The sequence below is a fragment of the Thioalkalivibrio sp. genome (assembly GCF_041690275.1).
Classification (GTDB): Bacteria; Pseudomonadota; Gammaproteobacteria; order Ectothiorhodospirales; family Ectothiorhodospiraceae; genus Thioalkalivibrio.
Genome location: NZ_JAWLHP010000014.1, coordinates 1 through 12422 on the forward strand (window position 1 = coordinate 1; position 12422 = coordinate 12422).

Genomic DNA, 12422 nt, shown 5'->3' on the forward strand with positions numbered 1-12422 from the left:
GTGGGAGCGGCCTCCTGGCCGCGATTGGCGCTGGGCATCGCGGCTGGAAGCCGCTCCTGCGGGGGCGGCTGATCTGTTGATGCTCAGCGCTGGCAGCGGGGGCAGTAGGCGCTGGCGCGGTTGCCGATGCGGCGGTTGCGGATGGGGGTGGCGCAATCCAGGCAGGGCTGGCCTGCGCGGCCGTAGACGCGAAGCTGCTGGCGGAAGTAGCCGTGGGTGCCGTCCTCGCGCACGAAGTCGCGCAGCGTGGTGCCGCCCTGGGTGATGGCCTCGGTGAGCACGCTGCGGATCCGGCTGGCCAGGTCGCTGTATTCGCGGCGGTTCACCCGGCCGGCGGCCCGGCCCGGACGGATGCCTGCGAGAAACAGTGCCTCGCTCGCGTAGATGTTCCCGACGCCGACCACCACCTGCTGGTCCATGATGAAGGCCTTCACCGGCGCGCGCCGGCCGCGGCTCAGCCCGAACAGCCCAGCGCCGTGGAAGTCGTCGCCCAGGGGTTCGGGGCCCAGCGCCGCCAGCAGCGGGTGGACAGCCGGCGGTTCGGGAACCGGCAGGCAGCAGCCGAACCGGCGCGGGTCATGCAGTCGGACCTCGAAGCCGTCGTCGAGATGGAAGATCAGGTGGTCATGTGGCCGCAGTGGCGTGCCCGGCGCGCAGCGGCGCAGGCTGCCCGACATCCCGAGGTGCAACAGCAGCGCGGGGCCATCGGTCTCCAGCAGCAGGTATTTCGCGCGCCGCGTCAGGCCGCGGATGCGCCGTCCCCCGACCAGCGCGGGGAGGCCGGCCGGCACCGGCCAGCGCAGCCGTGGATCGCGCACCTCCAGCGCGCGGATGCGCCGCCCCGCGATGCAGGGCTCGAGTCCGCGCCGCGTGGTCTCGACCTCAGGCAGTTCGGGCATGCACGCCCTCGATCTCCAGCAGCAGCTCCCTGCGGCAGACGTCGCCGTGCACCCAGTGCAGCGCGGGCGGCTGCGGATAATGATCGGAGAGTATCCCGGCCACCAGCGGCTGGTCCTCGGGATGTCTGAGGTAGACCCGAAGCCAGGCCGGTGGCGGCAGGTCCTCGCCGGCGGCGGCGTGGAGTGCATCCAGGTTGGCGAGGATCTCGCGGGTCTGGGCCGCGCAATCCCCGATGTGGCGGCTCTCGTGGCCGGTGATGCTGGCGGTGCCGGAGAGCAGCAGTTGCGGCCCGATGCCGGTCTCGATCCGGGTGGCGCGGGCGAAGGTCGGGCTCTCCGGGCTGTAATGCTCCGGGTAGCGGTAGGAGCTGACCTGCCGTGGGTTCTCCACCGCGATTCCGGGTTCGCGCGCGGCGATCAGGTAGACGAACAGCCCGGGCGCCCGCGTGCCGATCGCGGTGGCCGCGGGCATGCCGTCCTCGGGCACGTCCATCTCGTCGAGGGCCCGGGCCCGGCCGATGCAGAAGGACTGGTAACGCTCGAGCCCGCACTCGTCGCCGTGAATGCGGCTGAAGTAGTTCCAGATCCGGATCGGATACCGGAATCCCCTTGCCCGGATCGCACGGAAGAGATCGACGTAGGCCTGCCGGGTGTGATCCGCCAGCCGGTCATCCGGGCGATGCCAGACCGCGAACAGCAGGTCCGCGTGCTCGACCAGGTGGATGGCGCCCTCGCGAGCGGACTGGCCGGGCCGGTCGCAGCTCCATTCTTCGACCACGCCGTGCCCGGCGACCGACTGCAGGCCTGGCGATATCACCAGGCCGTGGTCTTCGGACAGCTCCACGCCCGGCGGGTGATCCGCGCGGACGCGCAGACACGCGCCGGGAACGGCCTCGGGCGGACCACCCTGCGGGAGCAGTCGGGTTCTCAGCGGCAGCGCCATCATCGATCGTCAGCGGGCCCGTGCGGCGTGATGGGTGGGGCGGTGTCTACCGGATGCATGCATTGGTGGACACCGCTGGACCGCAAGCATAGGCCCTCTGACACTGCGCGCGAAGTACCGGGCACGCTTATGAGGGAGGCTGCGCCGGCCCGCGGGTGCCGTGTCGCGATCGGTGGGGGTCGGCTCGGACCACCGACCGCAGGCTGCCTGAGCCATCCGGGGGATCCGTCCGCTGGAGCCGGCGGGGATGCTCGGGCCGACGGGGTGGACCCGGGATCTGTGAGCCGGGCCCCCGGGTGTGCGACGATAGCCGGGGTCCGGGCAAGCGATCCCCCGGACGTGAGGCTGGAACGGGAAGAGGGCGAGGCATGGACTCTATCGAGGCACCCTTCGGCGAGGTCATTGAACTGCGCCAGATCATTCATGATTCCGGTGTGCCGCTGTTGCGGGTGCTGGTCCGCGACGGCGGGAGGTACACCAAGCTCGACCTGGACCCTGCGACCGCGCATCGATGGGGCGACACCATGGTCCGCTGGGCGCGGACGGCTGCGGAACAGGGAGAAGCGACCGGTTGAACCCACGGGCGGGGACGGATGGATGAATCCGTCCTCTGGCGTTGCCGGAACGACGCAGCGCCGCTGCCCGGCCCTCCCCCCCGCAACCGGGGTAGGGCGTGGTATCCGCTGACACCTTCGGCAGAGGTCCGCACGCCAGAAACTCGAAGGCCCGGTCGAAGCCGGGCCTTGCGGGTTCTGCCACCGGTCGGCAGGACCTACTTGATCTTCGCTTCCTTGTACATCACATGCTTGCGGATCACGGGATCGTACTTCTTGATCTGCATCTTCTCGGGCATGTTCCGCTTGTTCTTAGACGTGGTGTAGAAGTGCCCGGTACCGGCACTGGATACCAGCCTGATCTTGTCGCGTACGCCTTTCGCCATGTCGGTTCTCCGTCAGACCCGTTCGCCGCGGGCACGCAGGTCGGCCAGCACGGCGTCGATGCCTCGCTTGTCGATCACCCGCATCCCCTTGCTGCTGAGCCGCAGGCGCACGAAGCGCTGCTCGCTTTCCACCCAGAAGCGGTGGCTGTGCAGGTTCGGCAGGAAACGCCGGCGCGTCTTGTTGTTCGCATGGGAAACGTTGTTTCCCGTAGCCGGGCGCTTGCCCGTCACCTGGCAGACTCGTGCCATCGGAAGACTCCAGTAGGGATTCGGCCTGGATGAAAGGCGCTGAAAGTTACCAGAAGCCCGGGCGCTGCGCAAGGACCGCGATGGCGGGGGAACGGGCTGGGGCGGGAAAGGGGAAAGGGGGACAGATTCATAAATCTGTCCCCCGGGCAGGTTCGTCAGGTCCCCCGGGCAGGTTGGGGTTTCGGTCACATCCGTTCCGGCGCGAGGCCCCAGTGCTTTGGGGAGCGCCAGAGGCTGGAGAGCAGCAGTTCGCGCATGAAGATGAACTCCTTCGGCAGCTTGTCGTAGAGCTCCGAGAAGAGTTCGTCCTGCGAGTGCACCTCCTTCTTCCAGACCTCGCGGTCGATGGACATCAGGTGGTTGAACTCCTCCCGACTGAAGTCCTCGAGGCCGCGCCAGTCCAGGTCCTCGTAGTGGGGCATGCGACCCAGTGCGCTCTCGATGGCCGGGCGGTGTCCGTGCACGCGGTCGATCACCCACTTCAGCACCCGCATGTTCTCGCCGAATCCCGGCCACAGAAAGCGGCCCTCGGCATCCCGGCGGAACCAGTTCACGCCGAAGATCTTCGGCGGGTGCGCCAGCTCGCGGCCGATCTGGAGCCAGTGGTTGAAGTAGTCCGCCATGTGGTAGCCGCAGAAGGGCAGCATCGCGAAGGGGTCGCGGCGCACCTTGCCCTGCTCGCCGAAGGCGGCGGCGGTGGTCTCGGAGCCCATTGTCGCGGCCATGTACACGCCGAAGTTCCAGTTGAAGGCCTGTACCACCAGCGGCACCGTGGTGCTGCGGCGGCCGCCGAAGATGAAGGCATGGATCGGCACCCCCGCCGGATCCTCCCAGGCCGGGTCGATCGACGGACACTGCGAGGCGGGCGCGGTGAACCGCGCATTCGGGTGAGCGGCCGGCTTGCCGCTGTTCGGATCCCAGGGCTCGCCGCGCCAGTCGGTCAGCCCGCCGGGCGGCGTCTCGCTGAGGCCTTCCCACCAGATATCGCCGTCCTCGGTCTGGGCCACGTTCGTGAAGATCGTGTTGCTGCGGATCGTGGCCATCGCCGCGGGGTTGGTGCTCTCGTTGGTCCCGGGGGCGACGCCGAAGAAGCCCGACTCCGGGTTGATCGCGTGCAGGCGGCCGTCCGGCCCCGGCTTGATCCAGGCGATGTCGTCGCCGACGGTGGTGATCTTCCAGCCGTCCCTGCGGAAGGGCTCCGGCGGCACCAGCATCGCGAGGTTGGTCTTGCCGCAGGCGCTCGGGAAGGCCGCGGCGATGTAGGTGCGCTGTCCCTCCGGTGACTCCGCACCGAGAATCAGCATGTGCTCGGCGAGCCAGCCCTCATTGTGGGCCATGGTCGAGGCGATGCGCAGCGCGAAACACTTCTTGCCGAGCAGCGCGTTGCCGCCGTACCCGCTGCCGTAGGAGGCGATGCTCTTCTCCTCGGGGTAGTGGACGATGTACTTGACGTCGGGATTGCAGGGCCAGGGCACGTCCTCCTGCCCCTCTTCCAGCGGTGCCCCGACGCTGTGCAGGCATTTCACGAACGAGCCGTCGCCCAGCACGTCGAGCACCTTCGTGCCCATGCGCGTCATGATGCGCATGTTCACCACCACGTAGGGAGAGTCCGTGAGCTCCACGCCGATCTGGGCGATCGGCGAACCCAGCGGCCCCATGCTGAACGGGATCACGTACAGGGTGCGGCCACGCATGCAGCCGGCGAACAGACCCTGGAGGGTCTGCTTCATCTCGCGCGGGTCCACCCAGTTGTTGGTGGGACCGGCATCCTTCTTGTTCACGCTGCAGACGTAGGTGCGGTCCTCCACCCGCGCGACATCGCTGGGGTCGCTGCGGGCCGCGAAGCAGCCCGGCCACTTCGCCGGGTCCAGCGGCCGGAAGGTGCCGGCCTCGACGAGCTCGGCGGTCAGCCGGTCGTATTCCTCCTGGGAACCGTCGCACCAGTAGACCGTGTCCGGTTCACACAGCGTGGCGATCTCGTCCACCCAGGCACGCAGTTCGGCATTCTGCACTTCGGGTCGATTCATGGTTAACCTCTTTCCGGGGAGCTTCGGGAGTGTGGTGATTGACGGGATGTGCGCCGTGCGGACGGCCGGCGCCCGGATATGTGGTCTTTTATGGTGCATGCGGCACAGGGGCGGTGCGGCGGATGCACCAGCGTGCTGCAGTGTGCGGCCGCGGGGGATTGCCGGCCTCCTTCCTGTCGAACGGCTCTGCAACATGCGGGCCATCAGGCGGATCGACGCTTTCGGCAGGGTAGCTCAGTGATCCCCGAAGAGCCAACGCAGGCCCTCGAACCCGGCAACCGTGACCAGCACGGTCACCAGGGACCAGAGGGCGAGGCTGAGGGTCATCCACAGCGCGGTCAGCCGGCGATCCGCACGCAGCACCAGAGCCATCACCGCAGCCAGGTGAATGCCGGTGAGCACCGGTCCGGCAAGGGCGATGCCGGGCAGGCCGTAGCGGTCCCAGACCCTTTGAGCCCGTGGTCCCCAGCGCCGCCGGACCGGTCCCCGGCGCTGCTCCCGGCGTCGGAACAGCGCGATGATCCAGAACACCGGGAGCGCGTTCCCGATGAAGCTGACGATGGTGACCGGCACCGGCGAGAGTCCGACACCGATCGCCACCGGGATCACGATCATGATCTCGAGCCACGGCGTGGCCGCGGCCAGAAACACCAGCGTGTATTGCCAGAGCAGATCCATCATCGGGCGAGGGGCCATCCCCGGGACGGGACGCGAGGGAGCGCCAAAGTTTGGCTGATCCGCAGCCGCGCCGCGAATTCACCCGGGTACCATTCCCAGCGGTGTCCGGGCAGAGGGGCGCGAGGCATGCCAGGGCGTTCTCCGTCCTGAACTGGACTAGACTCAGGTACTGCAACCAACGCCGCGTTTCTCTGGTTCACGAGGATTCCCGAGGAGAGCACGATGTCCGACCAGAAGAGCGGGTCCGCGCCCGGACCGAGGATGACCGCCGCTGCAAGAATCACCGGAGTGGGGATCCTGCTGGTTGGGGCCGGTCTGGCCTTCATCGGGATGGGGCTGTTCATGTTCAACATGGGCCGGGACATGAGCACGATGACGGGGGCGGTCACCCAGATGGGTCGCGACGTGTCCACGATGGCCGAGGACATGACCTTCATGGCGGCCCGCATGGAGGTGATGGCGGAGAGCATGGTCGAGGGTCAGGCGGGGATGTCCTCGGACTTCGAGCGCGTGCGCGTCGGGATGGAGGCGATGGGAGCCGACGTGCGCAGCATGAGCGAGAACATGAACGACCTGGCGTTCAATATCCGCGGGATGGCGGGCAACATCGGGACGATGAACGAATCGATGTCGCAGATGAATCAGTCGATGGCGGCAATGACAGGCACGATGCACCGCATGTCGGTGGACATCAACAAGTTCACGCGTCCCGAGAGCCTGATGCCGATGTCGCCGTTTCGGTGATTTTGGGGACCTTGTGGGCTGGCCCGGCTTCCGGGCCGGGCGGTGCTGCCAGGCGAACTGGCGCAAGCTGGCGGGCGGCCTTTCCGCTGCCTTCCGGCCGACGTTCGCCCCCGCAGCGGCTCGGTTGACGGGACCGGTGACCGGGGCTAACGTTCCGCAGACCCGGGCACCCCGGCGAAGACAAAAAAGGACCCGGACCACACCACCGGAGGATCGAATCATGCAGCGAATGCTCGTCAACGCCCGGAACATCCTTGTCGGCAGCGCGATCGCCCTTGCCCTGGGGGCCTCGGGGCCGGTGCATTCCTTCGACGACGGCGCGGAGGTCACCATCGACTACCGGCAGGGGCTGATGGGGGCGCTGGGAGGCAACATGTCCGCGACCGCCGCGATCGTGGTGGACGGCGCCGACTTCCGTGACAACCTGCTGGTGCATACGCGCTACATCGTCGAAGCCACGCGGGACATCCCGGCACTGTTCCCCGAGGGCTCGGATTTCGGCGAGACCGACGCGCTGATGTCGGTCTGGGAGGATCCGGAACGGTTCGCGGAGCTCTCGCGCGAAAACCACGAGGCCGCCGTGGCCCTGCACGAGGCCGTGGAACAGGGTGACGACGCCGCGATCGTGCCCCGCTTCCGGAATGTCGGCGAGTCCTGCCGAGCCTGCCACGAGGACTTCCGGCGCAGCGACTGAAGGCACGGATCGTGATCCACTGCCGGTCAGGGGGCCGGGGGCGGCGGCCTGTCACGGCCACGCTCCTGGCGCTGTATATCGGGCTGCTCGGCGCGGTGCCGTCGCTTGCGGATGACGGGGCCTCCGAGCAGCTCCGGGAAGGTGAATACCTGCTTCGTGCCGGCGGGTGCGTTTCCTGCCACACCGACAAGGCCGACGACGCTCCGTTCCTCGCCGGCGGTCGGGCGATCGAGAGCCCGGTGGGCACCTTCTACGGTCCCAACATCACCCCGGATCCCGAGACCGGGATCGGGGGCTGGTCGGCACGCGATTTCGAGCGGGCGTTGCGGCACGGCCGCAGTCCCGCCGGACGCCACTACTACCCGGCCTTCCCCTACACCGCCTACACGCGGATGCGCCCCCGCGACGTCGCAGCACTGTGGGCCTACCTGCAGACGGTGGAGCCCGTGCAGCGCGAGAACCGTTCCCACGAGCTGGACTGGTTCGCCCGTTTCCGTCCCGGACTCGCGGTCTGGAAGTTCCTGCACTTCCGCCCCGCGGCCTTCGAGCCGGATGCCGATGCCTCCGCCGAGTGGAACCGCGGTGCCTACCTATCCACGGCGCTGGCCCACTGCGCGGAGTGCCACTCGCCGCGCAGCCTGACCGGCGGCATCAAACCCGGCCTGCGCTATGCGGGCGCGCGCATGGCGGGCGGAGACACTGCACCGAATATCACGCCGGACCGGGAGACCGGGATCGGGACCTGGAGCGGACGCCACCTGATGCGCTATCTGGACCTCGGCATGGATCCGGACGGGGATTTTGCCGGCGGCGCAATGGGCGATGTGATCGGCGAAGGCACGAGCTTCCTGAGCGATTCCGACCGCAGGGCGCTGGTCGTTTATTTGCGCTCGCTGGAACCGATCCGGCACGAGTTGCCGCCGGCGGAGTGACGGGCCCACGCGGTACCCGACCCCGGGTCGGGTACTCAGCCGGTTCCGTCGATGCGGTGTCCGCTGACGTCCATCCTGCGCGTCCCGGCCGCTCAGTCCTCGCGCCGGGTCCCGCGGGTGTCATCCGCCTGATCGGGCTCCGGCTCTGGCGGTGCCGGTTCGTCCGCCCAGTCGGAATCGGCTTCGTCGGCATCGTCCGCCGAACGCCGGATCCTGGCGGGCAATGGGTCCATCCGCCGCAGGAACGCCGCGGCCAGCACGCCGGCGATGGCGCCGAACAGGTGGTATTCGAACGAGATCGCGGGTTCCGACGGGATGATGCCGGAGGCCATTCCCCCGAACAGCAGGAACACGGTCAGCACCAGGGCGACGGAGAGTGCGTCCCGGCGCAGGATGCCCATCAGCACCACGAAGAACATCAGCCCGTGGGTCAGGCCGCTGATCCCGATGTGAAAGCTCTCGCGCCCGAACAGCCAGACGCCGATACCGCTCAGCAGCCAGATCAGGGGCACGGCGTGGCGGGTGGCGCGCGGAAACCCGTACATCGCGATGATCCCGAGCCCCAGCAGGGGCGCGGTGTTGGACAGCAGGTGGGTCCAGGACTCGTGGATGAGCGGCGCGGTCACCACCCCCGGCAAGCCGATGAGCGTGCGCGGGAACACGCCGAGCCACACGTAGCTGATACCGGTCACCGCCTGTACCGCCGCGATCAGCCAGAGGCCGCTCACTGCGGCGAGGGGCCACAGCAAGGCGGGGATCAGCCGGCCCGGGGTTCGGTTTGATGCTGGGGTGATCGGAGGCGAGGGGTCGCTCATTCCAGGCAACATAAGTGGTTCGAGGAACCTCGGGCAAGCGCGACGTCCTAAGGTCAAGAATCTCGTGAATCGGCCGATCAGGAGCCGAGGCTTCCCGGTCTGTGGCGAATCTCCCGGGAATCCGGTGGTCAAGATCAGGCTGAGGGTTGGAGCAGGGGATGGCGTGGCGCTGCAGAAGATGATCCGGTGGAGCCGTGGGGTGTGGCCAATGAGCGCAGGGATCGTCGCAAGGGCGAGCACGCTCCTCATCTTCGCTCTGCTGGTGGCCGCCTGCGGTGGTGGCGGCAATGGTGAAGATGCCGGTGATCTCTACCAGGTGTCGGGCGTGATCGTGCCGGACGCGCTGAACAGGGTCGACACCGATACAAACGATCCATCGACACCCCTGACCCCCAACAATTCCCGGGAAGAGGCGCAGCCGGTCGTCGCGCCGGCCTTGATCGGCGGTTTCGTTGCGGCGCCCGGAACCGATACCCGTTTCGGCCCCGACGGAGATGAACGCGACGTATTTCGGGTGGACCTGCGGTTGGGAGACAGGATCGTGCTGGATTTCCCGGACTCGTCCGAGGCAAATCTCGGCCTCTACCTGCTCGACGAAGATGGGGATGCCTTGGACGCGACGGCAGGAACCTCCGCCCCGCTGAGTCTGGCGCCGGATTCTCCCGGAACCTACTTCGTGGCCGTCCGCGCCTATTCGGGGATGTCCAATTACGCCCTGCGCCTGGACCCCACCCATTCCCTCGCACTGGAGTCCCGGCGTGCGCCCCGGGTCTCCGACGACTTCGTTCCCGGCGACCTGATCGTGCGTAGTCCGCTCGAGCGCGGAATCAGCACGGCGGGGGCCGCACGCGGCATGGGGCTTCAGATCGTCGCCGGGCATCCGGCGCGGGAGCAGCTGTGGCGCATTCCGGAGGGTCGGGCAGGGGCCGTCATCGAGGCCCTCTCGGGGTGGTCTCGGGTACCACGACACCGGCTCCGCTGGAATGATCCAATGCATCAGGCGCGCTACGAGACCCTCCGGGCCAGGATGGCCCTCGACGGCATGCCGGATGTCGAGACCGTTGCACTCAATCATGTCGTGCAGCCGGCGCGTCTGCCCGATGACCCGTTTCAGGATCTGCAATGGTTTCATCGCAACATCGATCTGCCGCTCGCATGGGACATCGCCACCGGCGAGCCGCCGGATCCGGAGGTCGTCGTGGCGGTGATCGACACCGGGGTATTCCTGGATCACGAGGACCTCCGTGGCCAGCTGCTTCCGGGCTACGACTTCATCGAGATGGAGCCGGGCGGCGACGATCCCGGAGACTCGCCAACGCTCGGCGCGAGTTCCTGGCACGGCACGCATGTCGCGGGCATCGCCGCGGCGGCTTCCGACAATGCGACGGGCGTCGCCGGGGTGTCCTGGGGCGCACGCATCCTGCCGATCCGGGCCCTTGGCGAGGGTGGCGGCACCCTCTACGACACCCTTCAGGGCATCCGCTATGCAGCGGGGCTTCCGAACGACTCGAATACGGTTCCCGAGCGTGCTGCCGATGTGATCAACCTGAGCCTGGGTGGCGGTTCCTTCTCGCAGGCGCAGGCGGATCTGTACCAGGGCATCCGTGACGACGGGATCTTCGTCTTTGCGGCATCGGGCAACAGCGGTGGTTCCGTCACCTTCCCGGCGGCCTACGAGGCGGTGTTCGCAGTCGGTTCCACCAATGCGGTGAACGAGCGAGCCTCCTACAGCAGCTTCGGTAATGAACTGGCGCTCGTGGCCCCGGGTGGCGACATGCGGGAGGATCGGACCGGGGATGGTTACCCGGACGGCCTGCTCAGCACGCTGGTCGACGACACCAGCGGCTCCCGGGAGTCGGCCTACGCCTTTTACCAGGGGACCTCGATGGCCACGGCGGTTGCCTCGGGAGTCGCGACGCTGGCGCGGGCGGTGGATCCCGAGTTGCGCCCGGAGCGCTTTGAGCAGCTCCTCGTCTCCGGGCTTCTGACCGACGATCTCGGCCCGGAGGGCTGGGATGCGGAGACCGGCTGGGGACAGATCAACGCACTCAGGGCATTGCTGGCCGTCACCGATGAAGGATCCGATCCTGGTCCGATCCTCGCGGCGGATCCGGGTCGCCTCGATTTCGGGCTGACTGAAGACCTGCTGGAATTCTCGTTGCGCAATGCCGGCAGCGGTTCGCTCCAGGTGACCGATGTGACCGCGGATACGGCGGGCGAGGTCGAGTGGCTGCTGGTCAACCCGAATTCGGTCGGTGAAGACGGACTGGGATCCTACACCGTGATGGCCGCGCGCGACGGGCTTCCGGACGGCAGCTACGAGGGGAGTATCAGGGTGCAGACCGAATCGCTGGAAGAGCTGGTGATCCCCGTACGTCTGCGAGTGGCGCCACCGGAACTCGCCGTGGACACGGTCGGACGCATCTATGTGCTGCTTCTGGATGCCGATGGAGAGGTCATTGCGGCGCAGGGGCTGGATCCGGAGGACGGTATCTACAGCTATCGCTTCGATGACGTGGCTGCCGGTGAGTACCGTATCGCCGCCGGCACCGACATGAACGGCGATGATCTCATCTGTGGCGCGGGCGAGGCCTGCGGCTCCTTCCCGACGCTGTCCCTGTTCGAGCGCGTCCGGATCGATCGGGATCGTGACGGGCTCGATTTCTCCGTGGGTTTCCGGGCGCGGGCGGGAGATGCCATCCTGGGTTTCGCGTTGGCACTCCCTGACGCGGGGCCGCAGGGTTTTGCCCGGCCGCAAGGACTGTCGTCCCCGACTGTCTCCGCGGATGAAGGGATCACGCCGTAGGCCGTGCAAGCGGCCTGACGTACCGCACTGACGCCCCCGGTAGGGGGGATTATGGGCTTTGTCCCGTTGTCAGGCTACACTAACGTCCGGAGCGTAGGCCGTCACTCGTGGATGGTCGTCGAGGAGAGGGCTCTCACGAGAGTCTTCCGGTCCCCCTGAACCGTGCTCCGCCTCCTCAATACAGCGACGCGGCATTGAGTCCGAACGGTCACCTGGCAGATGCCCGGATGATCGATGTCGCGCATATTCTCAACAGGAAGGAGAAAAGCCCCTGATGAACGACCCTCAAGCAGTCTCGCCGCGGCGCCGTCTGCAGGAACTGCTGGCGATCCCGGACAGCAAGCGCAGTGAAGAGGAGTGGGACGAACTCATCGAGCTGGAGATCTCGCTGGCCTCGGTGAATCAGCTCGGCGAACCCGAAAAGCGCAATCGTCCCAACGGTGGCTCCGCCCCGACCGGAGAAGGCCGCCCCGGGGGCCGCGGTCCGAGGGGTCGCAAGGGTGCGGCGCGCCCCCAGCGCCGTCAGCCCCGGGCTGCCGGCAACTGACGCCAGGCAACACTCCGCATCGCCGGCCGACGATCGGCACGGCACCCAGCATTCCCCCGTCTCCCCGCCGAGCCCGCGCTCGCCCGGCGGCGCATGATGGCGTGATCCCGGTAGCCGCGGCTCCCTGAGCCCGTCGGCGGCCACAGAA

The 12422-nt window shown here is 67.8% G+C and carries 13 protein-coding genes; 6 read left to right on the forward strand and 7 right to left on the reverse strand.

Going from position 1 to position 12422, the window contains the following annotated elements:
* Nucleotides 1–83 precede the first annotated feature (83 nt).
* Nucleotides 84–899: a bifunctional DNA-formamidopyrimidine glycosylase/DNA-(apurinic or apyrimidinic site) lyase gene (gene mutM / locus ACESMN_RS04035; protein WP_373052304.1), complete on the reverse strand. Its 816-nt coding sequence runs from the start codon at nucleotides 897–899 to the stop codon at nucleotides 84–86.
* Entirely contained in the window at nucleotides 883–1842 is a 960-nt protein-coding gene (locus ACESMN_RS04040) for a pteridine-dependent deoxygenase like protein (RefSeq protein WP_373052305.1), read from the reverse strand. The genes mutM and ACESMN_RS04040 overlap by 17 nt, the downstream gene beginning before the upstream one ends.
* Nucleotides 1843–2210: 368 nt before the next feature.
* Here ACESMN_RS04040 and ACESMN_RS04045 point away from each other — a divergent pair, with 368 nt between their 5' ends.
* Entirely contained in the window at nucleotides 2211–2417 is a 207-nt protein-coding gene (locus tag ACESMN_RS04045; protein WP_373052306.1) for a DUF6967 family protein, read from the forward strand.
* Between the two features lie 197 nt (nucleotides 2418–2614).
* Here ACESMN_RS04045 and rpmG read toward each other — a convergent pair whose 3' ends face one another.
* The 4 genes from rpmG to ACESMN_RS04065 all read right to left on the reverse strand — a co-directional run bounded on the left by rpmG (nucleotide 2615) and on the right by ACESMN_RS04065 (nucleotide 5736).
* Nucleotides 2615–2782, reverse strand: a complete 168-nt coding sequence (gene rpmG / locus ACESMN_RS04050) for a 50S ribosomal protein L33 (RefSeq protein WP_373052307.1) — start codon at nucleotides 2780–2782, stop codon at nucleotides 2615–2617.
* A gap of 12 nt (nucleotides 2783–2794) precedes the next feature.
* Nucleotides 2795–3031, reverse strand: coding sequence for a 50S ribosomal protein L28 (gene rpmB, locus ACESMN_RS04055; RefSeq protein WP_373052308.1), 237 nt, complete (start codon nucleotides 3029–3031; stop codon nucleotides 2795–2797).
* A gap of 185 nt (nucleotides 3032–3216) precedes the next feature.
* Nucleotides 3217–5058: a phosphoenolpyruvate carboxykinase (GTP) gene (locus tag ACESMN_RS04060; protein ID WP_373052309.1), complete on the reverse strand. Its 1842-nt coding sequence runs from the start codon at nucleotides 5056–5058 to the stop codon at nucleotides 3217–3219.
* A 234-nt stretch (nucleotides 5059–5292) separates the two neighbouring features.
* A complete protein-coding gene (locus ACESMN_RS04065; RefSeq protein ID WP_373052339.1) occupies nucleotides 5293–5736 on the reverse strand; it encodes a small multi-drug export protein in 444 nt (147 codons plus the stop codon).
* 222 nt (nucleotides 5737–5958) lie between these two features.
* Here ACESMN_RS04065 and ACESMN_RS04070 point away from each other — a divergent pair, with 222 nt between their 5' ends.
* The 3 genes from ACESMN_RS04070 (at nucleotide 5959) to ACESMN_RS04080 (ending at nucleotide 8106) form a co-directional block, all read left to right on the forward strand.
* Complete coding sequence (locus ACESMN_RS04070; protein ID WP_373052310.1) at nucleotides 5959–6480, forward strand: LPXTG cell wall surface anchor family - like protein; 522 nt, start codon at nucleotides 5959–5961, stop codon at nucleotides 6478–6480.
* Between the two features lie 229 nt (nucleotides 6481–6709).
* Complete coding sequence (locus ACESMN_RS04075) at nucleotides 6710–7174, forward strand: c-type cytochrome (RefSeq protein WP_373052340.1); 465 nt, start codon at nucleotides 6710–6712, stop codon at nucleotides 7172–7174.
* A 77-nt stretch (nucleotides 7175–7251) separates the two neighbouring features.
* On the forward strand, nucleotides 7252–8106 hold the full coding sequence (locus ACESMN_RS04080; protein WP_373052341.1) for a c-type cytochrome: 855 nt from the start codon (nucleotides 7252–7254) through the stop codon (nucleotides 8104–8106).
* Nucleotides 8107–8198: 92 nt separating this feature from the next.
* On the opposite strand, the gene ACESMN_RS04085 is transcribed toward ACESMN_RS04080, so the two are convergent.
* Entirely contained in the window at nucleotides 8199–8855 is a 657-nt protein-coding gene (locus ACESMN_RS04085; RefSeq protein ID WP_373052311.1) for a rhomboid family intramembrane serine protease, read from the reverse strand.
* 274 nt (nucleotides 8856–9129) lie between these two features.
* On the opposite strand from ACESMN_RS04085, the gene ACESMN_RS04090 reads away from it, so the two are divergent.
* On the forward strand, nucleotides 9130–11727 hold the full coding sequence (locus ACESMN_RS04090; protein ID WP_373052312.1) for a S8 family serine peptidase: 2598 nt from the start codon (nucleotides 9130–9132) through the stop codon (nucleotides 11725–11727).
* Nucleotides 11728–12001: 274 nt separating this feature from the next.
* Nucleotides 12002–12274: a hypothetical protein gene (locus tag ACESMN_RS04095; protein WP_373052313.1), complete on the forward strand. Its 273-nt coding sequence runs from the start codon at nucleotides 12002–12004 to the stop codon at nucleotides 12272–12274.
* Nucleotides 12275–12422 lie beyond the last annotated feature (148 nt).